Origin of the sequence: Aeromicrobium sp. Leaf291, from assembly GCF_001423365.1 — a bacterium.
Lineage (GTDB): Bacteria > Actinomycetota > Actinomycetes > Propionibacteriales > Nocardioidaceae > Aeromicrobium.
Map to the genome: position 1 here is coordinate 541,912 of NZ_LMNM01000003.1, position 23,512 is coordinate 565,423.

Below are 23,512 nucleotides of genomic sequence, written 5' to 3' on the forward strand. Positions count from 1 at the left end.
CCTCCCAGACTTGATGAACGTCAAGTCGGGTGGAGGGGCGAGCTCAGCGGCGGCCAGCGAGCCGGCCGTCGGTCGCCTCCACCGCACCCGCCACCTGCTCCGGATCCAGGAACAGGTCCCACAGCGCCCAGACCAGGGCGTCGAGGATGTCCGGCGACTTCTCCTGCGACTCCTTCGCGCCGACGTAGGACGTCATGACCGTCTCGAGCGCGTCGAACACCTTCGCCGGCCCCACGTGCCGGATGCGCCGCTGCTCGTACAGGCCCGCCACCGGAGCAGCACGAGCACGCTTGTCCCGGGAGGCGTGGACGATCCGGTAGTTGACCGTCGGGTCCACCTGCATGAGGACCGTCGCCAGGTACTCGCCGCCGTTGTTCGCCTCGAGGACGACCGCGTCGGCCTGGTGCTCGTGGTAGAGCTCGGCCGCCCGCTTCATCGTCTGCGTCGGCGTCAGCCGGGCCGCCTCGGAGTGCAGGACGTACCCGAGCGGCCGCGTGTCGCGGTGTGTGGCGTCGAACGGGAACGAGCGGGCACAGACCGCGAAGCCGTTCTCGTCGGCCGTCTCCGTCGACGTGACGGCCGGGTCGACCGCGACCACGACCCGCTCGAGGTCCGGCAGCTCGGAGCGGTGGGGCCGGAAGTCCTCGTCGGCCAGCATCCACCCCTTCCACAGCGCGCCCTCGACGTCCTCGAGCAGCTCGCCGTCGAGCTCCTGCTTCCCCATCCGTGTGCCCGCGTACGAGCGGTCCAGGCGCCGCAGGGCGATGCCGGACAGGTTGGCGGCGTTCTCGTTCGTGTGGCCCGTCGTGAGCCGCACAGACGGCTCCTCCACGCCCGCCTTCACCTCGGCCTCGTGGTCGCGGACCAGGACCTTGATGTGCGGGAGCGCCTTGGGCGTCGTGGAGATGAGCACCCGGGGGTGCTTCGCCTCGCGCAGACAGAACCACAGCATGTCCATGACCTCTTGGGCCTTGCCGGCCGGCCACGCGGCGTACTCGTCGCACCACGCGGCGTCGAACTCCCACCCGCGGAGGTTGTCGGGCTCCTGGGCGCCGAACCCGCGGATGACGTGCCCGCCCTTGAGGTGCAGCTGCAGGTTGCCGACCGTCTTGTCGTACTTCTCGACCAGGTCGCCCAGGATCGTGATGAGCCCGGACTTGCGGTGCTCGAAGCAAATCTCCCGGGCCAGGGTCTCCTTACGGGCGACCACGGCGATGTGCAGCTGCCGGCCCTCGGCGGTGGCCTGCTCGATCCACTCCTTCAGCGACTCCGAGCCGGTGCGGGTCTTGCCCCACCCGCGGCCCGACATGATCAGCCACGTCGACCAGTCGCCGGCGGGGAGCCGCTGCGACGCACGAGCGTGCCGGTGCCGCCACCCGGCGTGCGGGCGACCGTTGCAGCCCGGCCTCGAGCACGCCCACCGGCGAGCGGACTGCGCGGCCGCGGCGAGGTGCGCGGCGATCTCCGCGTCGAGCTGCTCGGGGGACAGCAGCCCGGGCACGGGGAGCGACTGCAGCGCCTTGGTGCGGGGGTGGCCGCCGACGGCAGCCTTGCGGGGACGGGTCGCAGTGGTGGGCATGGGTCAGAACTCCCCGACGGTCGCGCGCACCGTGTCGAGCGCGTAGGACAGGTGGACGACAGCCGGCGGGTCGGCCACGTCGCAGCCCCCGTCGCCGCACAGGAACGTGGGACCGGTGACGAGCGGCGGGTCACGGTCGACCAGGAAGAACCCGACGAGCTGGTCAGTGGCGTCGGCGAGGAGGCACAGCTGCTCCCACGTGGGGTACTGCAGCCCCTCCTCCCACCGGTCGACCTCCGGCTCGACGGCACCGCACATGGCGTCGACCTCGGGCCCGTGCAGGCCGGCGAGGTCCAGGGCCAGGCTGATGCGCCACGGGCGGACCTGCCCGGCCTCCCACAGCAGCCGGTCGACCTCGAGCACGGGCGCGGTCACGTCAGCCGCCTCGGGGGGACGCGGGGCAGCTCGAGCACGGCGTCGGGCCACGGCAGGACCTCGTCGAGGCCGTCGCGGCGCACGAGCTCGGAGCGCGCCCTCGGCTGCTCCCCGGGGTACCGGTCGACGAGCATGCGGGCCTGGGCGTCCCGGACCACCTGCGTTGCGGACACGGCCCCCTCGTCGGGGTGCCGCAGGACCACGCCGTCGATCGGGACCTCCGCGAGCGACAGCCCGTGGACGTACATCCACTCCTGCAGGGCGACGACAGCCGGTCGGGCCCGGTACCAGGCGCGACCGTCCAGGACCCGCAGCTCGACGTCGTCGAGCCCGAGGATGGGCGTGGGGATATACAGGGGGCGGCGCATCATGCCTCCTTCGTGCGGGACCCGATGAGCCACAGGTCGCGTTTGTAGACACGGGCCGGCGTCCGCACCTCGTGCAGCCCGGAGGGGCGGTCGTCGGACGGCTCGACCCACGGGTCGGTGAGCCGGTCGAGGGACGTCTGCCAGAGGTCCCACTCCCCCGCCGGCGCGGACCGCTGCAGCCCGGACAGCGCCCACGCCCACGACGGGCAGTCTGCGAAGCACACGTAGGGGGCACGCCAGTCGGGGGCGACGTTGAACCCGGCCGCGCGCAGGTCGGCGTTGGTGGAGTGGGTGACGGCCCGCCGGCCGGGGAGGAGCCCGCGGCGGATGATCTGCTTGCGGTGCCGGGTCGGGGACCAGTGGTACAGCAGCCGGTAGGGCTCGACCTGCTGCAGGGCGGCCTGCAGGGCGTCGACGTCGGCCTGGGCGAGCTCGAGCGTCGACAGGGCCGTCTCCCCGCACGAGCACGGGAGGAGGACCCGAGCGCCGGCGGGGAGCAGCTCGGAGGCGTCGTCCTCCCCGAGCTCGACCTCGTCGTGCTCGCACAGGTGGTCGGTCACGGCCGGTCCACCGCCTCGAGCGGCCCGAGGACGGCGGCAGCGCGGTTCCGGGCCTCTCCCGCCTCGTTCAGCAGCCACGCCCCGTAGGCGTCGGTCGGGTCGCCCACGCCGGCAGCGCGCAGGGCAGTGAGGTCCGCCTCGGCGTCCCGGCCGCGCCACTCGGCGACGGTGACCGCGCGAGCCGCGGCCTTCCCGGCGCGCCGGCCGGACACGTGGACGGAGTGCCGGGCCCGCTCGGCAGCAGCACGGACGTCGGCAGCGGTCGTGCCGGCACGACGGGCGGGCAGGGACGTCGCGACGTCCATCACCGTCCGCTCCGCCTTGCCCGCTGGGATGCCGGTGGCAGCGGACAGGCGGCGGGCGGCCTCGGCCAGGGCAGCGGGGTGCAGCTCCTCGAGCCGGTCCAGGACCACGCCGGCTTCGGTGAGAGTGGCGCGCACCAGCGCCCCCGCAGGATCCGCAGGATCGACGGCGACGAGCCGCCTGGCCTCGGGCTCGGGGTGCGGAGGCCCGATCGGCTCGAGCGACATGACGGCACGGTGGCCCGCCTCGATCGCACCGCCCACCTCGGAGCGCAGCGACCCGTCGGGGTCGGCCCGCTCGAGCGCGGCCTCGTCGCGGGCAGCGGCGGCCGCCTGGGCGCGCTTGTGGGCGCCGATGCGGGCCTTCACGATCCGCTCCGCCTCCCGCCGGCCGGCGCGGTTGTTCGGCAGGCCGGACGCACGCCGCTGGTCCTCCACGAGCTGGCGGGCGACCTCCTGCACGGACGGCCCCTCGTGGGCCTCGTCGGCGCTCACGGGGCGACCTCCACCCGGTGCTGGATGCCGTGGAACGTGACGGCCTCGGACTGCAGGTGGGCCCGGGGAGCAGCAGCACCCGGGGGTACGGGCTCGGCGTCGGGGTGCTCGACGATCACGGCCACGGCGAACGGGTCGTGCTCGACGTGCGCGGAGACCACGCGGGCGTTGGCGGGCAGCCCGAGGAGCCGCTCGAGGTCGGCCAGGGCGAGGTCGACGCGGACACGCCGATCGGCCGGCGCGGTGCCCCAGTCGGCGGTCCGGGCGTGCAGAGCCCCGGCGTTGAGCACCCCGTCGACGAGCAGCTTGTCGTCGTCCAGGCGGATCACAAGCGCCTGCCGTCCGATCGGGTAGGCGTGACCGCGGGGCTGGATGTGGATGAGCCCGCCAGCGGCGAACCCGACGTGGGTGGAGGCCGAGCCGTTGGTGACGCGGACGGTCGACGGCAGGTGCGGTTCGAGCTCGGCGTACACGGCGCGCACCCGAGGGGCGTTGGCGACCTCGAGCAGCACCTCTTCGCCAGCGTCGGCAGCGCGCAGGGCGTCGGCCAGGTGGCCGTCGAGTCGGGTGGTCGGGATGGGCATGGGGCTCCTTCGGGTCAGGCGGACAGGTGGGTGGACAGGGCGAGGAGGGTCAGGCCGGACGCGAGCAGCGCCACGGTGACCGCGACGTCGGTGGTGCGGTCCCGGTGCGGGAGCCGGCCGACGACGACGAGCACGGCGGTGCAGCCCAGGAGGAGCAGCAGCGTCGCGGCGAGGCCGACCAGGAGAGCGATCACGGGCGGGGCTCCGCGGTACAGCGCCAGCAGATGATGGGGCCCCCCGGGGAGGGCCACCAGTCGTGCCCGCCGGCGAGGAGGCACGCGAGGCGGGCGAGGGCGAGGCGGATCACCAGCGCCCCCTGCGGAGGAACCGGGGCGGCACGTGGTCGGGCAGCGCCGGGTCCCGGGGTCCCAGGTACTTCGGGGTCGGGCCTACACGGACCGTGCCGGCGACCTTGCCGGCGTGGAACCCGTCGGACCACGCCTCCGCGCGGACACGGTCGGTGCGGCGGATCGTCCAGAGGGCCACGGCGAGCTGCACGAGCCACCCGACGGCGAACAGGAACACAGCGAGGCCGGTCATGACAGCCCCTCCCGGCAGTGCTGGCACAGCACGACGTAGTCGTCGGGGTTGCGGGACGCCGGACGCGACGCCTGCGGCCCGTGGCGGTAGACGAGGGTCAGGACGGCGACAGCCTGGGCGCGGCCTCCCATCGGGGAGCGGCGCTGGTGCCGCTCGATGCAGCGGCCGCCGGCACAGCGACGGTCAGCGCACCGGCCGTCGCACTCGCACCGGCCACCGGCCCGACCGTCGCCGAGCTTGCGGACGAACGCCGGCCACTCGAGGGCCCCCGCGACGGCGCTCACGCGAGCCTCCCACCGGTCAGGCGGTCGAGGACGGAGACCACCCGGTCGAGGCGGGCGTGCACGGTCTCGCGCAGCTCCCACGCGGCCATGCGCACGCGGGCGACGGCCTCGGCGGTCGTGCCCGGGAGCGGGGGCCACCCGGGCATCACGTGGACCCGGTCGGGCAGGCCGTAGCCGTCGACGAACAGGCGCGGGTCGGACGCGTCGGCGTAGGGGAAGCCGGGGAGGTGGACGACGTACACGTGCCGGGCGGGGAAGCTGATGAGCGCCCCGGCGGTGATCGCCTCGAGCGCGACGATCCGGGACGCCGGGATGCCCTGGTCGTCGGCCCAGGCGAGCGCCTCGGCCCGGGGAGCGAGGAACAGCACGGGAGGCTGGTCGTGGACGGTGCGGGTGGTGGCGATCATGCGTTGTGTCCTCCTATGACAGTGGCACGGGTTCGGGCGGTCAGGACACCGCGGACGCGGTGCCAGAACGATGGGGTGGGCGCGTGGGGCGCGGGCCACGGGAGCAGCCCGTCGCGGGCGTCGAGCAGCGCCAGGGCGGCCCGCAGCTCGGCGGACAGGGCCGGGTGCGGCCAGTCGGGCAGGTGGACGACGTGGGCGCACTCCCACCCGCGCAACAGGTCCACGTCGCCCGGGTGCAGGGAGACCACGCGCTCGAGGTCGATGCCCTGCTCGCGGGCCCAGAAGCGCGCCACGGTGCCCGGGGCGAGGACCACGACGGGCGGCGGGTGCAACGTCATGCGGCCGCCCCCTCGTCGCCGGACGACCCGAGCTGCCGGTCGAGCTCGGCCCGCAGCTCGAGCAGCCGAGCGTGCCGCTCCTCGTCGGTCAGGATCGACACGTCCGCCACAGCGATCGCACCGCCACCGGGACCCGAGACCTGCACGTTCTCCGTCGACTCCCCCAGCGCGAGCCGCTCGAGCTTCGACGCGGCGTCCATGAGCCGGGCGATCGCGTTCGCGTCCATCTCGCCCGTAGCGAGCGACGACAGGCCCTGCGCGGCCTTGCCGAACGCAGCACGCGCGAGCTTCGCGTTCAGCTTCGCCGAATCCCGCCGCTGCTGCCGCTGCTCGAGGAGCCACTCACGGTCGAGCTCACGGTCCCAGGCGGACGCCCGGAGCACCCACGAGTGGCGCGAGGACCACCGGTTCATGAGCGTGGTGGACTTGCCCAACTCGCGGGCGACCTTCGCGTTACTGCGGGCGAGCCCGAGGTCCCGGTAGGCGAGGAACGCCTCGTAGGCGGGCCCGGACTCGTCGGTCAGCTGGTCCCAGGGGTTGTCGGGGGCTGCGGCGGTGGGCTTCTTGGTGGGGGTGCGCTTGGCGGCCGGCTTCTTCGCGGGGGCCTTGGATGCGGCTGCCATGCGGGTCTCCCTCCGTGGTTCATGGGTGGTGGTGGGCGTACACGGTTACGTCCTATGACCATCGTAGCCGGTTGGGTGGGTGTGGGCGGGGAGCCGTGGCCGGGCCTACGGTGGGCGGGTGGGCGCGAACAGGCGGTATGGCGATCGGTCTCCGTTGCCGGCGCACCTGCAGCGGGGCCCGGAGCGCGTCCACCACGTGTGGGTGGGGCAGGACGACGGGCCCCCGTGGGCGGGGCTGCTGGTGGCGTGGGAGCGGCGCCCGGACGGGTGGTGGGCGCAGGTGGCGGCGGTGAGCCCCGACGACGAGCTGACGCTCCGGTGGGAGCCGGCGGGACGGGTCAGCCCGGCGGGGTGATGCCCCACGAGACGTGGACCTCGCCACCCTTCCCGTCGTCGACCCACGAGCGGTCGTCGTAGGCGCCGATGAACGCGAGCTCGTCGTCGGGGAAGTCCTCGCGGCGGACGGACCACCCGTCCCGGTTGAAGTCGTACATGAGGACGAGCTCGTCGGCAGCGCGCACGGCCTCGAGCCCGACGGTGAGCGAGGTGGCGTTCCCGTTGACCCCGGGGTAGGACAGGGCGACGCGCACCGTCGCGTCGGGGTCGTAGGCGGGCGGCGCGGTGGGAGCTTCGACGTCGACGGGCTCGAGCCAGGCGGGGTCGCAGGCGGGGTGGTCGCCGTAGGGCAGCGCGAGCGCGCGGAGGGTGGCCACGGAGGCGGCGTCGTGACGGTCGGCGTGGAGGTCGACGATGCGGCGCCTCCCCTCGATGCCGGCGAGGACTCGGCCGGGGACGTGGTGACCGTTGTGGTCCACGAGCGCGTCCGCGCGGTGGTCCCGCAGGTCCGGCTCGCCGGACGCGAGCACGGCGCCGTCGTCGTGACGGGCCTCCCAGCGGCGCGGGTCGCGGTAGACGTAGTACCGAACCGGGCCGACGGCGCGGGCGGTGCGTTCCTCGCCGTCGAGGCGGGCGCGGAGGAAGTCGACGATGGTGGTCATGGGTGGCTCCTGGGAGTCGATCTGGCGGTGGTTACACGGTACGCGCGGGGGTTGATGTTCGTCAGGTGCCGCGCGGTGGGTCCGGGGCGAGCTGCGCGGCGGCCGCCAGCACCCGAGCAGCGAGCGCCACAGCACCGTCGGCCGGGTCGTGCTCGACCTCGAACGCGCCACGGACCACGCCGGCATCGCCTACACCGGGCCACGGGATCCCGGGCCACACCTCGCACCGGTAGCGACAGACACCCGACGGCAGCTGTGCGACCCGGACCGCGTCCCAGGCGCCCACCGTGTGCCCGTTGACCTGGACGGTGCCGTGGAGCGTCACCGGTCCGCCTCCACGTCAGCGGCCGCGCGGGTGAGAGCAGCAGCGATCGCGCGGGCCTCGTCGGGCTCGAGGTACAGGGGCCCCTGCGCCACGATCAGCCGGACGTCGCGCCCGAAGCAGCACGCAGCGACGTCGACGAACCCGTGAACGTCGCTGAGCCGGTCGCCGAGCTCGCGATCGCTGTTGTAGGTGCTCACGGGCGCCTCCTGTCGGCGACGCACCAGCACGGGAGACGCATGGTGACGCCCCGCTCGAGGGCGACGTCGCGCATCCCGGTCCCCCCGCAGTCCCGACAGCCGGGAGCAGCATCGTCGGCGATGGCCTGCCTCTCCCCCTCCCAGGCGGCAGCGAGCCGAGGGCCGGGGCAGGACGCCGGGACCGGGATCGTGGCGTCAGGGTCGGCGAACGTCCCCGCCGCGGCGGACTCCGGCGTCGTGAGGCGGATGAGCTCGTCGAGCACGGCCTCGAGCGCGTCGACGTCGACACGGACGAGCGAGCGGGACGTCGAGCGGGCGCGGCGCACCTGCCCGGCGAGGTGGGCCACCTGGGCGCCGACCTGCACGCCACGGTCCTCGCTGCTCATCGACCCTCACCGCCGTGCGAGCGCCAGAGGTTGCTCACGAGCCCGAAGGCGTCGTCCAGAGCGTTGAGGTACTGGTCATCGGTTCCGAGCTCGCGGAAGTGGATACGTCGTGCGCGGATCTGCTCGCGGGCAGTGGATAGCGCGTCGACGGCCCGCACCGTGTCCTCGTCGTCATCCGGCGGCTCGGGGTGGACGTAGCCCGTCACGAGCGGCACACCCTGGCGCTCGATCCGCACGAACGTGGGCCCCTCGCGGTACTCCTCGACCTGCACAGCGATCACCGCGGGCTCGTCGTCCTCTGGGACCAGGCGGCGGAGGCTCTCGACCATCCCGGCGATCTGGGCGTCAACGAACGCGGGGTCGGACTCCTTGCCGTGCTTGCCACGCAGGAGCCCGTAGGCCACGGCTGTGCGGATGCGGTAGCGCACCTCGTTCAGCACCGCCTCGCTCGGCAGCGGGGCCACGACGGGCTCGGGGCGGGTCGGGGCTCCGTGGGCAGCGCACACCTCGTTGGGCCACGTCTCGCCGTACATGGTGAAGGGCGCGGCGTGGTTCACCCTCCAGCACGGGAGCCCCTTGCCCTCGGCTGTCAGGTCACAGCCGTGCCAGCAACGCCCTCCATCAGGGCACGCGTCGAACGGGTTCTCCTCCGGCACTGCCACGGGAGCAGGCGTGGGGGCAGGGTGGTGGGCGGTGTCGTCGGCGGTCATCGGTCGCACGCTCCTTTGGGGTGGTCCAGCCAGCACGTCGTGCAGACCGGGTTGTTGGGGGCGAGTGGATCGGCGGGGGGCGGGCAGGCGGCGTGCTGCCAGTCGTGGGCGGTGGACTCGCGGACGATGGGCGTGCCCGGCTCGAACCGGTCGCCGCACTCGCCGCAGGTGCCGCCGTAGCGCGCCGTGGTGGCGCTCACGGGAGGCTCCCCGTCTCGACGCGATCGGCGGCCTCGAGAAGCGCGCTCCGCCCGGGCTTGGCGCGTCGGTGCTCGCGGGTGTCGTAGAGCGGGTCGGGCTCCTCAGCCATACGGCGGAGCGAGCGAGCGGTGTCAGCCGGCGAGAGACCCCCGGCCGCCTGGCCCTGGTCGTAGCCGGCCTCGAACGCGCGTCGCAGGGCCCCCTCGTCGAGCAGCGGGGGCCGAGGACGGGACGCCTCGTGGGCGCGCCAGGCGGCGGTGCGGTCGGCCATGCGCTCAGCCACGGCGGGCCTCCCTCGCGTGCTGACGGAACCAGAGGATCGCGTCGGTGAGCTCGTCGCGGGCGTGGGCCCGCAGCTGCAGGCGCTCGAGGGACGGGCGCGGCGAGTCGATGTAGGTCGCGGCCAGAGCTGCGCGAGCCTGGGCGCGGGCCGCCTGGCGTTCGAGGTGGGCAACCCTCGCGGCCATGCGCTCGATGGACGCGGCAGCAGCTCGAGCAGCCGTGTGCAGGTTCTCGACGAACCGGGACGCGTCGGCCCGCAGGGCCACGTTGATGGTGCCGGACTTGGTCATGGGTGGGTCTCCTCGAGGACGGCGGGACGGAAGGTGCGGCGCTGGCAGCCGGGGCAGGCGCCCAGCTGGTCGACGGCGAACACGGTCCGCTGGCAGGTCGTGCACCGCTTGGGTGTGGCCAGGAGGAAGCGGGCGGTCAGGGGCGCGGTGGTGGCCACGTCAGCAGCTCTCCGAGTAGGCGGGGTCGCACACGTAGGCGCTGTCCTCCGCGGAGGTGAGGAGCAGTGCGGCGAGCAGTGCGACCCCGAGCAGCACCAGGGCGACGCGCCGCTTCATGAGGGCATCCCGGCGAGGAAGCGCGCCGCCATGTTGAGGTTGCCCTGCCGGTTCTGGTGGACGGTGTCGACGGTCTGGGCGCTGTCGTTGAAGCGCATGGTGACGTAGGTGAAGCCGAGGCGCTCCGCGACGGCCTTCTGCTCGCGCCACATCCAGTAGTGGGCGTCCATCTTCGAGCTGCCCCACGGGGTCGTGACGTAGACCTTCGAGCGGTCGAGGCCGATGCTGTCGACGCGGTCGGCGAGCGCGGTCAGGTAGATGTCGACGGCCCGCTTCGAGGAGGACTCGTAGATCGGGACCTTCTTGTTCGAGGCGTCGCACCCGTGGGTGTCGTTGAACCCGCCGGCGACGATGATCAGCGACGGGCGGATGCGGGAGACCTCGCCGAGCCGGTCGCCGAACTTGGTGCCCTGGCACTTGTTGCCGCGGGCCCACATGCCGGACCCGTGCTCGGCGGACAGGGTGACGTCGGCGCCGAGCTGGCGGGCGACGATCGCCCACCAGGCCTCGGACGGCGACCCGGGCTCCTCGTTGTACCAGGACGACGTCGAGTCGCCGATGACGAGCAGCCGGTCGTTGGGGCCGGCGCCGGCGGGCGTGGAGGTCGTGCCGGCGAGCAGTGCGACGACGAGAGCAGCGGCCAGGGCTGCGGCGACGCGGCGGGCGATCTTCATGGGTGGTGCCTTTCGGGGTGGTGTCCTCCCATGAGCGGGAGAGACAGGATCAGGGGGTGGTGTTGCCGACGACTCTTTCGATGACGCGTTCGGCGACGCGGGCCGCGAGCGTGTCGAGGAGGTCGTCCGCAGCGACACGACGGTTCGCGTTCAGGACGGTGGTGTGGTCACGGTCGAGGCAGCGGCCGATCGAGGCGGCCGAGACGCCGAGTCGGTGCGCGGCGTTCATGGCGACCATGCGGGCGCGCAGCGGGAGCTTGTGCCGTGAGGTCGACCGGACGTAGTCGGAGGCGATGCAGAACATCGAGGCCGCCTCGAGAACGGCGCTCTCGACGATGTCCTCGTCGCTGCGACGGTCGCCCGTGGTGGGCAGCAGCGGCCGGTCGGGGTCGATGCACGCGGCGAGGTACTGCACGAGCGTCCGCAGCTCCTCGCCGTCCAGGCGGCGCAGGACCCGCTGGGTGGTCAGGACGTTCCCGGCGTGGACGGCCACGACGAGCGCGGCAGCGTCCTCGCGGGGGTCGGGCAGGCGGGCGACGTGGGCGTTCACGGGAGCCTCGCAGCGGCCGCGGAGACCAGGACGATGACGGCCGCGATCGCGGCGACGGTGGCGAGCATCATGCGGCCAGGGGGAACAGGCGGTTGTCGCGCGACTCGGGGCGGGCGTGCCGGGGTGCGCGGTGGCGGCCCGGGAGCGCGAGCTCGGCGGCCTCGTCGTAGGGCAGGGCCCGCGCGGTGACAGGTGAGGGGGCCGGCGGGGCGTCGACCCCGGCGACACCGCAGGCGGCGAGCAGGCGGCGGAGCGAGCGGAGGTCGTGGGCGGTGATCTTCATCGGGGGGTCTCCTTGGCGGTGAGGGCGAGGTACAGGACGAGCGCGACGACCACGACGACGTGGAAGCCGTTGATCGTGCCGAGCAGGTTCTCGATCATGGCATGGTGCCCTTCTATGACGGTGGCAGGGGCGGATCAGGCGGGGAGCGCGACGGCGTCGAACGTGGCCTGCGCGCGGCGCAGGAGGTAGGTGGCGTGGCGGTCGGCGGCGGTGCCGGCCGGGGCGGCGTTCCAGCGGGCCTCGGCCTCGAGGAGGTCGCGCTCGGCGGCGCGGTAGGCGATCTCCGTCATGGAGGTGGTGGGGCGGGCGGGCATCCGGGCTGCGGTGTCGGTGAACATGGTTACACCATACACCCATTACTTGATGAACGTCAAGTCGCGGACCTCGGAACGCAGCCGCACCTGCTCGAGCAGCCACTCCGCATGGCACGGCTCCCCGATCGGGCACCAGCACACCAGGTCGAAGCCGGCGAGCTCATCCACCGCAGCCTCGAGCGAGTCCGGCCGCTCGAGCATCCACGCCGCGAACAGGTCGACCGCGAGCTCCGGCGTCACCAGCACGGACCCCTCGTGCGACGGAAGCGCGACGCGATCGCCGGCCCGCCACGGGTTGCCCCAGGGCGTGCCCCGGGAGACACGCACCGCCCCGTCCGGCACGGACCAGCCGGCCACCCGCTGCTGCTGCAGCCGCACCGGCCCCTCCGTGCTCGTCGGGGACGCCACCGGCGTGACGCCCTCCCAATCGCGCGCCACCCGAGCGACGACGGCACGGGCCGCGCGCACCCGTGCCGTCTCCTCGAGGGCGAGCCGGATGACGCACGCGCCGACCACGACGACAACCACCGCCAGGGTGATCGCCGCCGTGGCGGTCAGGGCCTGCTCCGGCAGGGCCTCCGCGCCCGTCATGACCCACCCGGGACGGGGACGCCGAGACGCGCGTAGTGGAGCCGCACGGACTCGTCCTTCAGGCCGACCCGGCGACAGGCGCGCTCATGGTCGACGCCGGAACTCCGCAGGAACTCGTAGTCCTCCCACCGCGCACGGTTGAGGTGACGGGAGTGCAGTAGGTCGTTGAGCTGGCTACTCGAGGGCATGGCGGTCAGGTGCCTTTCAGTCGTCGCCGGAGAGCTCGGCCAGCGCCTCCGCGTGCCGATCGGCGAGCTCGTCCTCGTGGATGGTCTTGCAGCGGTCGCAGAGGTCGGCGTACGGGCCGTCGGTGGGGTGGCGCCGGCAGAGGTAGCAGCGCCGGACGACGTCCTCGGCCGGCGGCGCCGTTGGCGCAGCCACAGCAGCCGCGCTCACCGGCCGGTGTCCCACGGGTTCGAGCTCGCCGGCGCGGCCTGCTGGCCGCCGCCGAACGGGGGCTGCGCCTGCGCGACGGGCCCGGCGGACGCCTGGGAGCCGGCGGCAGCGCGCGTCGGGCGCGCGAGCGACGTCGAGGCGAACCGCAGGGACGCTCCGACCTCGTAGACGTTCATCTCGACGCTGGTGCCCTGGCCGCCCTCCTGGCGGTCGTACTGCCGGACGTTGAGCGCCCCGTGGACGATGACGTGCGAGCCCTTCGACAGCGACTCGGACACGTGCTCGGCCATCTGGCGCCACACCGAGCAGCGGATGAAGAGGGGGTTGCCGTCCTTCCACTCGTTCGACTGCTTGTCGAACGATCGCGGGGTCGAGGCGACCGTGAAGTTGGCGACGGCGTCGCCGGACGGCGTGAACTTCAGCTCGGGATCCGCGGTGAGGTTCCCGACGACGGTGATGACAGTTTCTCCGGCCATGAGTGGCTGGCTCCTTCGGTTAGGTGAGGCGGTAAAGGTCGACGCGCCCGACGTAGGCGTCCACGCGGTACTCGAGGCTGCCGAGGACCAGGACGTCGCCGTCGATGAGCCGCAGCGGCCTCTTGGTGAGGAGGCCGTACGGGCACGGCGTCATGAGCGCGATCGGGCCGGGGACCATCGGGCCCCCGTGCTCGAGGCGCGTCACCCCGTCGGCGTCGACGTAGTCGACGCTGTGAGGGACGGACCGGGACAGCTCGGGGGCCGCGAGCACGAGCTCGGCTGCGCGCCAGTGGCCCGGCTGGGCGCCGGGCACGAGGGGGAGTGCGAAGCGACGCATCGCAGGTTCCCGCCTTCCTCACTGTGTGGTCCTATGACGGGACCCACGTTAGGCGCTGGTGCCGACAGACGTCAACACGGTATAGCCATGCCAGGAGGTCACGACGGCAGCACGAGCGACGCCCGCTCCCCCCGTGGGCCGAGGACCCGCAGGATCGTGGGCCAGTCGGCCGGTCGCCACAGCGCGACCTCCTGGCCGCAGGCCTCGAGGTCGCGCAGCCACTGCACCTGCGCCGGCGACGGCTTCGACTTCTTCGAATCCGTCTTGAGCTCGACGAACAGGATCCGGGGCGGCTTGCACAGCACCTCATCGGGCCACCCCGCATCGGAGCGATCCGAGCGGTGCGTGTGGTAGCCGGACCACCCGTAGCGTTCAGCCACCTCGCGGAGCGCGCGCCGGAACTGCTCCTCGGTCTGCGTCGGCCTCGTCACGCCGCCGCCGAGGTGAAGTCGCGCGGCTGCCCCGTGGCCCGGTTGATCGGCTGGATCCCGGTGTGCTCCTGCCAGCGCCGGCAGATGACGTCGACGTAGCGGGGATCGAGCTCGACGAGCACCGCGCGGGCGCCGTGGTGGTGAGCAGCGATCAGGGTGGAGCCGGAGCCGCCGAACAGGTCGAGCACGAGCCCGCGGGGCGGGAGGCTGTTCTTCAGCATCTTGCGGATGAGCTCGACGGGCTTCATCGTCGGGTGGACGTCGTTCCTCTTCGGCTTGGCGGCGTCGAACACGGTGGTGGCCTTGTTGTCGCCGAACCACCTCTTACCGCCGCGGCCGAGCCGGCCCTGCCCGCCGGGCGTGAAGCCGTACAGGATCCCGTCGTGGTCCAGGGGCTCCTCCTCGTCCTCGGCGCCGGCGTCCTTCGGCCCACCCGGGGCGACGCCCTCGAGGATCGGCTCGTGCTTGTAGTGGTAGTCCGACCGGCCCATGACCAGGGAGTGCTTCACCCAGACCAGGTTCTGCCGGAAGATGATGCCGGCGTCGCGCATCGCGCCCTCGAAGTTCATGCGCTCGGTGTCGGCATGCGCGATGTAGACCGGTGCGCCGGCCTTGCAGACCGTGGCCAGGGTCTTGAATGCACCGTCCAGGAGCTCGCGGAGGCCCTCGGCGCCGTCGTTCTGGATCGTCAGCTTGTCCTTCGTGCCGCCGACGTAGGACACGCCGTAGGGCGGGTCCGTCCAGACCGCGTCGGGGCGCTCGCCCTTGAGGGCGTCGAACACCGCGGAGACCTCGGTGGAGTCCCCGCAGAGGACCGCGTGCTGGCCGAGCTCCCACACGTCGCCCTCCTGGCTGATCGTCGGCACGCCCTCGTCGGCGACCTCGGGGGCGTCGTCCACGTCGGTGAACGTCTCCGGCTCGTCGAGGAGCCCGCCGATGAGCGCCGCCAGGTCGTCGTCGTCGTAGCCGGTGCCCTCGAGCGACGGCAGGGAGTCGAGCAGCTCGGCGAGGACGTCGTCCTCGTAGCCGGCCAGGTCGCTCGAGCGGTTGTCCACGAGCACGATCCGCGCGGCGTGGTCGTCGTCGACGTCGACGTAGGTGGCGGCGAGCTCGGTCCACTTGAGCTGCTTCGCTGCAGCCAGCGTGTGGTTGCCAGCGAGCACCTCGTTGGTCTCGCGGCGGACGACCACGGGCTTGTACTGGCCGTTGCGGGCCAGCGACTCGGCGATGACGTCGACGTTCCCGCGGCGGGGATTCTTCCCGTAGGGCTGCAGGTCGGCGAGCGGGACGCGGAGCTCGGCGAGCGAGTCGTGGATCTGGTTGATGGTCGGCATGGTCATAGCATACGGCCACACGCGACGGTGCCCTCACATGACGGGCCGGGCGGGACGGGTGCGGCGCGGACGCGACACCGGCCCCCTCGTCACGCGCGGCGGGCTTGGTGTTGCGCGGCGCCGCGGTCGCCCGGAGCGGCGAGCAGTCGGCCGAGCTGGTCGGTCTGTGCGGACGTCATTGGGGGGATAGAATCGTCATCTTCCATCTCGCGGGCGAGTTCGCGGATGCGGTCAGGATCGGGCACGTTGTGTCCTCCTATGAGGCGCCTGCCGGGGGAAGCGGGCGCGTGCCACGTCGGGGGAACGTGGCGACGGCGGCGGAGCGCCTACGTTACCTAACGCCGCCACCGGACCTTCACGCGGGATGGGTCGAACGTCTTACTTCCTACGACGGGCGCCGGGTGTACGGCGACCCCGGACAGGAGCAGTGACAGCAGCGTGCGCTGCTGCCCGAGGGACGCGCCCTCCCACCACTCGACCAGGTCGTCGGCCTCGAGGAACGCGACGTTTTCGAGGTCCGCGGCGAGCTGGCGATCGCGGCGGGCGGCCTGCGACCGCTCGGCGAGCTTCTCGGTTGCGGCGCGGGCGGCGGAGCCGGTGAGGTTGCCGGCGGCGTAGTCCTCGCCGAGCTGCGCCTGTCGCAGCTTCACGTCGGCCAGGGTGGCCTCGGCGACCTTGGCACGCTCCTGGGCCTTCTCGGCGAGCGCGGCCAGGCGCTCGCGGGCGTCCTCGCGCAGCAGTCGGGCGAGGGCCCGGTTCGCCACCTCCTCCTCGAGGAGGTGGCCGTTGATGCGGATCTTGCCGCACCCGAACGTCGGCGAGCCCGAGCTGCAGACGTAGCCGCGCTGGCCCTTGTTGTCCGGGCGGGCGATGAGGTCGGCGCCGCAGAGGCCGCAGGTGGCCAGGCCGCCGGTGAGGAGGTAGGACCGGCCCTTCGGCGCGGGGGCGGGGCTGCGGGCCTCGTCGTTGAGCAGGGTGACGAGCTGGCGGTGGGTGTCGTCGTCGAGGATCGCCGGCCAGCCGCCGTCGACGATCGCTCCGTCGGGGTTCTCTCGCTTGCCGGCGGCGCGGAGCGAGACCAAGAGGCGCTTCAGGACGACGGGGCGCCAGGTGTTGCCGCCCGGCGTGACCACGCCGCGGTCGTTCCAGTCGGTGGTCACAGCACGGATCGAGGAGCCCTTGAGCACGGAGTCCGCGGCCTCGCGGATGAGCGCGGCTTCGGCTTCACGGACGTGGAAGCGGTCGCGCTCGTAGCCGAACGGTCTCATGGTGGCGGTCCTTCATCTGGCGGTTTGGCGGAGGCAGTGCGTACTGGCGAGTAGGTTCTTACATTACTTGGATCATAGAACATAAACGGCGCGCCGGGTGTGTTACGTGATGCTGAACACTACGGACGTGACCTTCTCCCTCTTGCGCTAACGCCACTCGATGGTCACGCGACCGGCGTCGTAGTGCGCCCTCCCCCCCGAATGGGCACCGATCAGAATACGCAGAATCTGTCCGCGAACAATGACCTGGCGCTGGGACAGCGACGCGGCGTCCCACCAGGCAGCGACCTCCTCCGCGGACCCGACGGGCAGCCCGTCCTGCGCTTCCGCGGCTTCGAGGCGGGAGCGGGCGGCCTCGATGAGCTCGGTCAACCGGTCCCGAGCCGCACGAAACTCGACACGCCCGAGGAGCCCGTCGGCGTAGTCCACGCCCAGGTCCCGGAGCCGGGCCTCGAGCTCGCCGAGCTCGCCGGCGGCGGAGTCGGGCCGGCGGACGCCCTCGGCGGACGTGGCGATCGCGCGCCGGTTGCGAAGGATCCGCGCGAGGACCCGGTTAGCGATGTCCTCCTCGAGCGCCTCGGCGCGGATGCTCACGCGACCGCACGCGAGCCCGTACCCGGGGCGGCCGGCGATGGTGGCCTCCCGGCACCCGTAGGCGCGCTGCTTGTCACGGCTCTCGTTGCGGCGGAACGTGAGCAGCCCGTAGCCGCAGATCCCGCACCGCAGCATCGCCGAGCTGAGCAGCGCGACCCGGGCACGGTTGGCGCGGGCGGGCCCACGGTAGGTGAGGGCCTCGACGACGCGGCGGTGGGTCGTCTCGTCGATCAGCGGCTCCCACTCGCCCCGGCCGACGACCTCGCCCTTGTAGACGGAGAGGCCGGCCAACCGGGGAGAGGTCAGCATGCGCTTGACGGCGACGCTCGACCACCTCGTGCCGCCGGCCGTGGTCTTGATGCCGGAGGCGGTCAGCCACGAGCACATCGCGTTCACGGCCTGGCCGGCGAGCGCCATGTCGATCAGGTGCCGGAGCGCGTCGGCCTCGACGGGGTCGAGCGCCAGCCGGTCGTCGGCCCACCCGAACGGGCGGTAGCCGCCGCCGCTGTTGCGGCCGGCCTGGGCGAGCTCGCGGGCCTTCGACGACTGACGCTCGGCCTGCCGCTCGGTCTCGTAGCGAGCAGCCGCGCCGAGGAAGCGCGCAACCATGCGCCCGGAGGCGGTGGCCAGGTCGAGCTCGCCGGCCTTGACGGTGGCGAAGGTGACGCCGGCACCGTCGGCGACGCCGATGAGCTCCTCGAGGTCGTCGGGGCGCCGGTAGAGGCGGTCGGGATGCCAGGCGAGCACGGCGTCGAGCTGGCCGGCGGACATCGCCTCGAGCATCGCGCGGTAGGACGGGCGGGGCTTGCCGGTCGAGGCCGAGAGGTCGTTGTCGACGTAGACGGGGCCGACCTCGAGCCCGAGCCGGGTGGCGAGCTCGCGGCACTCGGCCTCCTGACGGGCGACGCCCAGGCCTTCGGCGGAGCGGTCCTTCGAGATGCGGACGTAGACTGCGGCACGGCGCGATTGTGTATTCATAGCAGGCCGCTGAGCGTAGACGCCCGTGACGTGTTCAGGCAACCCTGGCGGACTCGTCGGTGATGGACCTCATCTCCGCCGGCATCGGCGACAGCAAGAACCAGGAGGACTGACCTCCCGGTCCACGCTCGCCACGACGCCCCCACGCCACCCGGCGCGGGGGCGTCGTGCTGGTACGTCATGCAGGAGGCGAGGGATCGACAGCAGCGGGTCAGGTTCCGTTCAGCCGTTCCTCATCCGGGCCGGGGAGGCTGGAGCCATGGACTCCTCATCCCGCATCGACATCGTGTTCGCTGCCTCGGTGGTCGCCGGGGCCTCCCTCACGGGCGTGCTGCTGCGCCTCCTCGGTGCCTGACCCCTCTCCCTGATCGTCGTCGCGGCCCGCCGGTGGCCGCGCGCCACACCGCTGACCGCCGGTAGGGTCGTCCCATGAGCGAGCGCCAGCGAGCGAATCACCGACACGTCATGACGACACGCCCGTACCATGCTCCTTCGACGGGGGTGGCGTCATGAGCGAGCGCCAGCGAGCGAATCACCGACACGTCATGACGACACGCCCGTACCATGCTCCTTCGACGGGGGTGGCGTCATGAGTCATCGCGAGCCCGTGCGACCGATCCAGCCGGAGCAGCAGGACGAGCCGACGATCGGTCGGCTCGTCGCCGACGCCAGTCGTGACATCTCCGCGCTCGTCCAGTCCGAGATCGCCCTGGCCAAGAGCGAGCTCGTGGTCAGCGCGAAGGCCGGCGGCGTGGGCGCGGCACTCTTCGCCGTCGCCGGGTTCATCGGGCTGCTGGTGATCATCCTGGTCTCGATCGCCTTCGCGTTCCTGCTGTCGATGACCGGCCTGCACCCCGCGTGGTGCTTCCTGATCGTGGCCGGCGCCTACGTGCTGCTCGCCGGCGTCCTGGTCCTGGTGGGCGTGCGGCTCATGAAGAAGATCCGCGCACCGCAGAAGACGATCGCCACCGCCAAGCAGATCCCGGCGGCGCTCAAGGGCCAGCACCAGGGAAGCGGCGCGGCCCGACGCTAGAGCCGGCCGCTACGCGCGCCGCCCCACGAGCGCGCCGACCACGCCGAGCACGACCGCCACGGCCCCGCCGAGGGCGGTCCAGACGAGCCACCCGTCGAACGACGTCACGCCGACGTCGGCCAGGGCGCGGAGCAGGTCGGCCTGCAGGCCGCTCGCACCGGCGTCGGAGACCGCGCGGTCACGCACGAGCCGCGCGAGGGCGGCGTCGGCGCCCGCGGCCGCGGCCGCGCCGACCCCGAGCCAGACGAGGACGACGGAACGACGCCGGGCTGCCAGCAGCGCCACCGCCGCGGCGACCGCCGCCACCGCCCCGGCACCCAGCGCCAGGCGCGGGCTCGCGTCGACGGCACGCAGCGAGGTGCCCGACGGGCCGCCGGCCACCTCCACCACCAGCTGGTCGGGCGCCTGCACCAGGCCGTCGGAGCGGTCGGCCACCAGGGCGGCGAGCGGGGCGAGGTCGAGCGGGACGGTCGAGGGGGCCGAGCCGGCGGCCGGGTCGTCGAGCAGGGCGGCGTGCGTGCGTCGCAGCGTCTCCTCCCAGGCGGCGGCGACGCGGCGGTCGGCGAGGGCGCGGTCCGCGGCCTCCTCGAGCAGACGACGCCCGGACTCGACCACCTGCGAGGGCAGGCCGGCCTGCTCCACGAGCCGGTCGGCCACGAGGGCCGCGGCACTGTCGCGCACCGCGGCCGTCCCGGTCACGTCGCGCGACAGCGAGACGAACCCCTCCTCGTCCTCGACGTAGGTGCTCGTCCAGGCCGCCGGGAGGGCGACGGCGAGCGCCACCACGGCCACGAGCCCGGCCACCGTGGCCAGCAGTCCGCGCATCAGGCACACCTCCCGGTGTCGACGGCCCGGTCGGCGGAGATGCCTTCGCGTGCGTCGTCCTGCGCCTGCTCGGCGGTGACGGCGTAACCGGTGGAGCTGTCGGACACCGAGGCCGCGAAGATGACGCCGAGCACCGCGCCGTCGGTGCTCACGAGCGGTCCGCCGGAGTTGCCGGAGCGGACCAGGCTGCGCACCGAGAACGCCTCGCGCAGCACCTGTCCGCGGTCGTAGATGTCGGGGCTGCGCAACGTGAGCTGCGAGCGGATCCGGGCCGCCCGCGCGTCGAACGGTCCGTTCTCGGGGTAGCCCAGCACAGCCGCCTCCTGGCCGGCCACACCCGAGGTGTCGAGCTCGAGGGCGGGCACGCCGAGGTCGTCGGTGGCGATCACGGCGAGGTCGAGCTCGGGGTCGAAGACGACGACGCGCCCGTCGAGGCGCCGCTCGCCCTCGACCGTGACGGTCGGGTCGTCGACCCCGGCCACGACGTGGGCGTTGGTCATGACGCGACCCGGGGCGTACACGAACCCCGACCCCTCGATGCCCCGCCCGCACTCGGCCGAGCCGAGGATCTTGACCACGCTGCGCGACGCCTCACGCACCCCCGGCTGCGAGAGCGTGGCGTCGTCGGGCGGTCCGACGGCCGTGATGGTCTCGTCGGCGAACGGGTCGATGTACCGCGGGAAGAGGTTCGCGTCGAGGGTCCGGCTGAAGGCACGCAGCGTGTCGGTGGCGGCACCGGGCATGACGGAGTCGACCTTGGCCAGCACGGTGGAGTCGCGCGACGCCTTGGCCAGGTACGGGATGGAGGTGCCGCTGACCGCGTAGCCGAGCGCCCAGGACGCGACGAGGACCGCGACCATGCTCAGCGCGGCACCGCCGACCGCGTCGACCGCGCGCAGGGGCGAGGCCCTGAGGCCGCCGCGCAGGTCGGTGCCGACGTACGTGCCGACCGCCTGCCCGACGGCGGCCGCGCCGATGACGATGCCTAGGCCCAGCAGCGAGGTGGTCAGGGAGGGGTCCTGCCGGTCGAGCAGGCGCGGGACGAGCCAGATGGCGCCGGCGCCGCCGACCACGAGGCCCGTGGTGGCCACCAGGTTGACCACGAACCCCTGCACGTACCCCGAGACCGCGTAGGCCACGAGCAGGACGGCGATGATGACGTCGAGGGAGCTCATGACGACGCCTCCGGGGGCTCGGGCAGGGCGCGGGTCACGGTGTCGTCCCACGGCTCGGCCCAGCCGAGCCGCTCGAACAGCCTCGAGATGATGCCGGCGGTGAAGCCCCACAGCGGCATCTCGGTGCCGATCTCGAACGCCGGACCGCGCCAGCCCGACGGGTGCTCGACGCTGAACCGGTTGTCGGGGTCGACGAGCAGCCGGAGGGGGTGGTGGATCACGTGCCCCACCTCGGCCGCCGAGACCGGCTCGAGCCGACGCGGCGCCGACCAGTAGCCGAGCACCGGGGTCACGGCGAAGTTGCTGGGCGGCAGCCAGAGCGTGGGGAGCGTGCCGAAGACCGTGACCTGGGCGGGGTCGAGCCCGACCTCCTCCTGAGCCTCGCGCAGGGCCGTGGCCGCCGCGTCGGCGTCGTCGGGGTCGCACGCCCCGCCCGGGAAGGAGATCTGGCCGGCGTGGTTGCGCAACGTCGGCGCGCGCTCGGTGAGCAGCAGCTCGGGACCGTGCTCACCGTCGGCGAAGCAGATGAGGACGGCGGCCGGTCGGGCGTCGGGCGGAGGGTGCGGGAACCGGGGTGCCAGCTGCTCGGCCTGCACCGAGCCGGCCAGGTCGGCGAGCGGCACGAGCCAGTCGGGAAGCCCGGACGGCGTGGGGCCGTCGGCCGGCGCGCGCCCCGCGGAGGCCTCAGGGCTCACGGCTGGACCTCCAGGTGCTGACGGACGGCGGCGGTCAGGTCGTCGTACGAGGTGAACGGGACCCGCTCGGTGGCGACCATTCTTCCCTGCGCGTCGACGAAGACCGTCTGCGGCAGGCCGACGACGCGCAACGGACCGCGCGTGGTGGAGTCCGGGTCGACGAGCTGGGGATAGGTGACGCCGGCGTCGGACGCGAGCCGCACGGCCGCCTCCGGGTCGCTGTCCTGCACGTCGATCCCGACGACGGTGAGCCGGTCCCCGGTCCGCTCGTCGAGCCGGGCGAGCAGCGGGAGCTCCTCGCGGCAGGGCTTGCACCAGCTGGCCCACAGGTTCACGACCGCCGGTCCGCGCAGGCGGGAGAGGTCGACCGTGCCGTCGGCGCCGAGGCACGCCAGCTCGAGCTCGGGAAGGGCGGCGTCACCGGAGGCGGGGGCGTCGTCGAGGCGCAGGTCGGAGCACGGGCGGATGCCGGCGTCCTGGGCCGCGGCGCGCGCCGCGGTGGTGTCGGGGTCTGCGGCGGGGGCGCCGGGACCGGCCGTGCCGCCGAAGGTCGGCTTGTCCGGTCCGGTGTCGACGTCGCTGCAGGCGGTGAGCAGCAGGGCCGTCGCGACGGCGGCGATGGCGAGCCTCCTCACGCGCGGCCCTGCGTGGTGACCAGCTTCTCGGCCTCGACGGGATCGGTGGGTCCGGCGCCGAAGGCCGGGCACCAGTGGGCCACGGGGCAGGCGCCACAGGCCGGCTTGCGGGCGTGGCAGCGGCGGCGTCCGTGCCAGATGAGGCGGTGGCTGAGCATCGTCCAGTCCTTGCGGGGGAACAGCGCGGCCACGGCGTGCTCGGTCCTGACCGGGTCCTTGGCCGTCACCGGGTCGACCCACTCGAAGCGCTGCACGAGCCGCGCGAAGTGCGTGTCGACGGTCAGGCCCGGCACGTCGAACGCGTTGCCCAGCACCACGTTGGCGGTCTTGCGTCCCACCCCGGGCAGCGTGACCAGGTCGCGCAGCCGGGGCGGCACCTCGGCGTCGAACCGCTCGACCAGGGCCGCGGCGAGCCGGACGACGCTGTCGGTCTTGGCCCGGTAGAAGCCCGTCGACCGGATGATCTCCTCGACGTGCTCGCGCGGGGCGGCCGCGAGCGCGGTGGCGTCGGGGTAGGCGGCGAAGAGGACCGGCGTGACCGCGTTGACCCGCCGATCCGTGGTCTGAGCCGACAGCACGGTCGCGACGAGGAGCTCGAACGGGGTGGCGAAGTCGAGCTCGCAGCCTGCCTCCGGATAGGTCTCGGCGAGCACCCGGTGGGTCTTGCGGGCCCGGCGCACGAGGCTCGTCGGAGGCTTGGGGGAACCCCCGAGGGCGACGTCCGGCACGATGCCAGAGTACGTGGCGACACCGACACCGGCCCGGCGTGTGGCAATCGGGCGCCTGGTAGGACAGACTGTGAC

General features: G+C 73.3%; 40 protein-coding genes. 1 reads left to right on the forward strand and 39 read right to left on the reverse strand.

Translation table 11 applies throughout. The annotated features are described in order from the left end of the window. Positions 1-43 precede the first annotated feature (43 nt). The 34 genes from ASF35_RS16370 to ASF35_RS16530 all read right to left on the reverse strand — a co-directional run bounded on the left by ASF35_RS16370 (position 44) and on the right by ASF35_RS16530 (position 18,346). A complete protein-coding gene (locus ASF35_RS16370; RefSeq protein ID WP_055969896.1) occupies positions 44-1,579 on the reverse strand; it encodes a terminase large subunit domain-containing protein in 1,536 nt (511 codons plus the stop codon). 3 nt (positions 1,580-1,582) lie between these two features. Continuing rightward, positions 1,583-1,954, reverse strand: a complete 372-nt coding sequence (locus ASF35_RS16375; RefSeq protein WP_055969899.1) for a hypothetical protein — start codon at positions 1,952-1,954, stop codon at positions 1,583-1,585. After that, entirely contained in the window at positions 1,951-2,325 is a 375-nt protein-coding gene (locus ASF35_RS16380; RefSeq protein ID WP_156368073.1) for a hypothetical protein, read from the reverse strand. Before ASF35_RS16380 ends, ASF35_RS16375 begins: the two co-directional genes overlap by 4 nt. Further along, positions 2,322-2,882, reverse strand: a complete 561-nt coding sequence (locus ASF35_RS16385) for a hypothetical protein (RefSeq protein WP_055969906.1) — start codon at positions 2,880-2,882, stop codon at positions 2,322-2,324. The genes ASF35_RS16380 and ASF35_RS16385 overlap by 4 nt, the downstream gene beginning before the upstream one ends. After that, complete coding sequence (locus ASF35_RS16390; RefSeq protein WP_055969909.1) at positions 2,879-3,679, reverse strand: hypothetical protein; 801 nt, start codon at positions 3,677-3,679, stop codon at positions 2,879-2,881. The genes ASF35_RS16385 and ASF35_RS16390 overlap by 4 nt, the downstream gene beginning before the upstream one ends. Further along, the gene (locus ASF35_RS16395) at positions 3,676-4,263 is read right to left on the reverse strand and encodes a hypothetical protein (protein WP_055969911.1); all 588 of its coding nucleotides are present in this window, start codon (positions 4,261-4,263) and stop codon (positions 3,676-3,678) included. Before ASF35_RS16395 ends, ASF35_RS16390 begins: the two co-directional genes overlap by 4 nt. Before the next feature lie 14 nt (positions 4,264-4,277). Then, the gene (locus tag ASF35_RS16400) at positions 4,278-4,457 is read right to left on the reverse strand and encodes a hypothetical protein (RefSeq protein ID WP_055969912.1); all 180 of its coding nucleotides are present in this window, start codon (positions 4,455-4,457) and stop codon (positions 4,278-4,280) included. A gap of 109 nt (positions 4,458-4,566) precedes the next feature. After that, a complete protein-coding gene (locus tag ASF35_RS16405; protein ID WP_055969915.1) occupies positions 4,567-4,803 on the reverse strand; it encodes a hypothetical protein in 237 nt (78 codons plus the stop codon). Next, positions 4,800-5,087, reverse strand: coding sequence for a hypothetical protein (locus tag ASF35_RS16410; RefSeq protein ID WP_055969918.1), 288 nt, complete (start codon positions 5,085-5,087; stop codon positions 4,800-4,802). Before ASF35_RS16410 ends, ASF35_RS16405 begins: the two co-directional genes overlap by 4 nt. Beyond that, on the reverse strand, positions 5,084-5,494 hold the full coding sequence (locus tag ASF35_RS16415; RefSeq protein ID WP_055969921.1) for a hypothetical protein: 411 nt from the start codon (positions 5,492-5,494) through the stop codon (positions 5,084-5,086). Before ASF35_RS16415 ends, ASF35_RS16410 begins: the two co-directional genes overlap by 4 nt. Next, on the reverse strand, positions 5,491-5,832 hold the full coding sequence (locus ASF35_RS16420) for a hypothetical protein (protein ID WP_055969924.1): 342 nt from the start codon (positions 5,830-5,832) through the stop codon (positions 5,491-5,493). Before ASF35_RS16420 ends, ASF35_RS16415 begins: the two co-directional genes overlap by 4 nt. Next, positions 5,829-6,455: a hypothetical protein gene (locus tag ASF35_RS16425; RefSeq protein ID WP_055969927.1), complete on the reverse strand. Its 627-nt coding sequence runs from the start codon at positions 6,453-6,455 to the stop codon at positions 5,829-5,831. Before ASF35_RS16425 ends, ASF35_RS16420 begins: the two co-directional genes overlap by 4 nt. A 338-nt stretch (positions 6,456-6,793) precedes the next feature. Next, positions 6,794-7,453, reverse strand: coding sequence for a DUF6221 family protein (locus ASF35_RS16435; RefSeq protein WP_055969934.1), 660 nt, complete (start codon positions 7,451-7,453; stop codon positions 6,794-6,796). 61 nt (positions 7,454-7,514) lie between these two features. Beyond that, complete coding sequence (locus tag ASF35_RS16440; RefSeq protein WP_055969937.1) at positions 7,515-7,778, reverse strand: hypothetical protein; 264 nt, start codon at positions 7,776-7,778, stop codon at positions 7,515-7,517. After that, positions 7,775-7,975, reverse strand: a complete 201-nt coding sequence (locus ASF35_RS16445; RefSeq protein ID WP_055969940.1) for a hypothetical protein — start codon at positions 7,973-7,975, stop codon at positions 7,775-7,777. Before ASF35_RS16445 ends, ASF35_RS16440 begins: the two co-directional genes overlap by 4 nt. Continuing rightward, positions 7,972-8,361: a hypothetical protein gene (locus ASF35_RS16450; protein WP_156368074.1), complete on the reverse strand. Its 390-nt coding sequence runs from the start codon at positions 8,359-8,361 to the stop codon at positions 7,972-7,974. Before ASF35_RS16450 ends, ASF35_RS16445 begins: the two co-directional genes overlap by 4 nt. Next, entirely contained in the window at positions 8,358-8,918 is a 561-nt protein-coding gene (locus tag ASF35_RS16455; RefSeq protein WP_055969947.1) for a hypothetical protein, read from the reverse strand. Before ASF35_RS16455 ends, ASF35_RS16450 begins: the two co-directional genes overlap by 4 nt. Before the next feature lie 149 nt (positions 8,919-9,067). Continuing rightward, positions 9,068-9,271 carry a hypothetical protein gene (locus ASF35_RS16460; RefSeq protein ID WP_055969950.1) on the reverse strand — a complete coding sequence of 68 codons (204 nt, stop codon included), beginning with the start codon at positions 9,269-9,271 and terminating at the stop codon, positions 9,068-9,070. Further along, complete coding sequence (locus ASF35_RS16465; RefSeq protein WP_055969953.1) at positions 9,268-9,555, reverse strand: hypothetical protein; 288 nt, start codon at positions 9,553-9,555, stop codon at positions 9,268-9,270. Before ASF35_RS16465 ends, ASF35_RS16460 begins: the two co-directional genes overlap by 4 nt. Next, positions 9,548-9,844, reverse strand: coding sequence for a hypothetical protein (locus ASF35_RS16470; RefSeq protein ID WP_055969956.1), 297 nt, complete (start codon positions 9,842-9,844; stop codon positions 9,548-9,550). Before ASF35_RS16470 ends, ASF35_RS16465 begins: the two co-directional genes overlap by 8 nt. Then, positions 9,841-10,002: a hypothetical protein gene (locus ASF35_RS18175; RefSeq protein ID WP_156368075.1), complete on the reverse strand. Its 162-nt coding sequence runs from the start codon at positions 10,000-10,002 to the stop codon at positions 9,841-9,843. The genes ASF35_RS16470 and ASF35_RS18175 overlap by 4 nt, the downstream gene beginning before the upstream one ends. Before the next feature lie 114 nt (positions 10,003-10,116). After that, a complete protein-coding gene (locus tag ASF35_RS16475; protein WP_055969958.1) occupies positions 10,117-10,794 on the reverse strand; it encodes an SGNH/GDSL hydrolase family protein in 678 nt (225 codons plus the stop codon). A 49-nt stretch (positions 10,795-10,843) separates the two neighbouring features. Next, positions 10,844-11,344: a helix-turn-helix domain-containing protein gene (locus ASF35_RS16480; protein ID WP_055969962.1), complete on the reverse strand. Its 501-nt coding sequence runs from the start codon at positions 11,342-11,344 to the stop codon at positions 10,844-10,846. 67 nt (positions 11,345-11,411) lie between these two features. Continuing rightward, positions 11,412-11,627 (reverse strand): hypothetical protein, encoded by a 216-nt coding sequence (locus ASF35_RS16485; RefSeq protein WP_055969965.1) that lies wholly within the window; start codon positions 11,625-11,627, stop codon positions 11,412-11,414. 134 nt (positions 11,628-11,761) lie between these two features. Further along, the gene (locus tag ASF35_RS16490; RefSeq protein WP_055969968.1) at positions 11,762-11,965 is read right to left on the reverse strand and encodes a hypothetical protein; all 204 of its coding nucleotides are present in this window, start codon (positions 11,963-11,965) and stop codon (positions 11,762-11,764) included. Positions 11,966-11,983: 18 nt separating this feature from the next. After that, positions 11,984-12,532 carry a DUF4326 domain-containing protein gene (locus tag ASF35_RS17835; protein ID WP_082495563.1) on the reverse strand — a complete coding sequence of 183 codons (549 nt, stop codon included), beginning with the start codon at positions 12,530-12,532 and terminating at the stop codon, positions 11,984-11,986. Between the two features lie 204 nt (positions 12,533-12,736). Beyond that, complete coding sequence (locus ASF35_RS18180; RefSeq protein WP_156368076.1) at positions 12,737-12,928, reverse strand: hypothetical protein; 192 nt, start codon at positions 12,926-12,928, stop codon at positions 12,737-12,739. Continuing rightward, the gene (ssb, locus tag ASF35_RS16505; protein WP_055969974.1) at positions 12,925-13,404 is read right to left on the reverse strand and encodes a single-stranded DNA-binding protein; all 480 of its coding nucleotides are present in this window, start codon (positions 13,402-13,404) and stop codon (positions 12,925-12,927) included. Before ssb ends, ASF35_RS18180 begins: the two co-directional genes overlap by 4 nt. 19 nt (positions 13,405-13,423) lie before the next feature. Further along, entirely contained in the window at positions 13,424-13,741 is a 318-nt protein-coding gene (locus ASF35_RS16510; RefSeq protein ID WP_055969977.1) for a hypothetical protein, read from the reverse strand. A gap of 98 nt (positions 13,742-13,839) precedes the next feature. Continuing rightward, on the reverse strand, positions 13,840-14,172 hold the full coding sequence (locus tag ASF35_RS16515) for a hypothetical protein (protein WP_055969981.1): 333 nt from the start codon (positions 14,170-14,172) through the stop codon (positions 13,840-13,842). Continuing rightward, complete coding sequence (locus tag ASF35_RS16520) at positions 14,169-15,506, reverse strand: DNA methyltransferase (protein WP_055970297.1); 1,338 nt, start codon at positions 15,504-15,506, stop codon at positions 14,169-14,171. Before ASF35_RS16520 ends, ASF35_RS16515 begins: the two co-directional genes overlap by 4 nt. An 89-nt stretch (positions 15,507-15,595) precedes the next feature. Beyond that, positions 15,596-15,751, reverse strand: a complete 156-nt coding sequence (locus tag ASF35_RS18185) for a hypothetical protein (RefSeq protein WP_156368077.1) — start codon at positions 15,749-15,751, stop codon at positions 15,596-15,598. A 90-nt stretch (positions 15,752-15,841) separates the two neighbouring features. After that, entirely contained in the window at positions 15,842-16,774 is a 933-nt protein-coding gene (locus tag ASF35_RS16525; protein WP_055969984.1) for a recombinase family protein, read from the reverse strand. Between the two features lie 147 nt (positions 16,775-16,921). Next, positions 16,922-18,346 (reverse strand): recombinase family protein, encoded by a 1,425-nt coding sequence (locus tag ASF35_RS16530; RefSeq protein WP_055969989.1) that lies wholly within the window; start codon positions 18,344-18,346, stop codon positions 16,922-16,924. A gap of 589 nt (positions 18,347-18,935) precedes the next feature. On the opposite strand from ASF35_RS16530, the gene ASF35_RS16535 reads away from it, so the two are divergent. Then, entirely contained in the window at positions 18,936-19,379 is a 444-nt protein-coding gene (locus tag ASF35_RS16535; RefSeq protein ID WP_055969992.1) for a phage holin family protein, read from the forward strand. Positions 19,380-19,388: 9 nt separating this feature from the next. Here the strand turns inward: ASF35_RS16535 and ASF35_RS16540 are convergent, their stop codons facing one another. The 5 genes from ASF35_RS16540 to nth are packed head-to-tail and all read right to left on the reverse strand — an operon-like array spanning position 19,389 to position 23,437. Then, entirely contained in the window at positions 19,389-20,204 is an 816-nt protein-coding gene (locus ASF35_RS16540) for a hypothetical protein (protein WP_055969995.1), read from the reverse strand. Next, a complete protein-coding gene (locus tag ASF35_RS16545; protein ID WP_055969997.1) occupies positions 20,204-21,379 on the reverse strand; it encodes a MarP family serine protease in 1,176 nt (391 codons plus the stop codon). Before ASF35_RS16545 ends, ASF35_RS16540 begins: the two co-directional genes overlap by 1 nt. Next, on the reverse strand, positions 21,376-22,074 hold the full coding sequence (locus ASF35_RS16550) for a CoA pyrophosphatase (RefSeq protein ID WP_055970000.1): 699 nt from the start codon (positions 22,072-22,074) through the stop codon (positions 21,376-21,378). Before ASF35_RS16550 ends, ASF35_RS16545 begins: the two co-directional genes overlap by 4 nt. Continuing rightward, positions 22,071-22,709, reverse strand: a complete 639-nt coding sequence (locus ASF35_RS16555; protein WP_055970003.1) for a TlpA disulfide reductase family protein — start codon at positions 22,707-22,709, stop codon at positions 22,071-22,073. Before ASF35_RS16555 ends, ASF35_RS16550 begins: the two co-directional genes overlap by 4 nt. Further along, positions 22,706-23,437, reverse strand: a complete 732-nt coding sequence (gene nth / locus ASF35_RS16560; RefSeq protein ID WP_055970006.1) for an endonuclease III — start codon at positions 23,435-23,437, stop codon at positions 22,706-22,708. Before nth ends, ASF35_RS16555 begins: the two co-directional genes overlap by 4 nt. Positions 23,438-23,512: the final 75 nt, after the last annotated feature.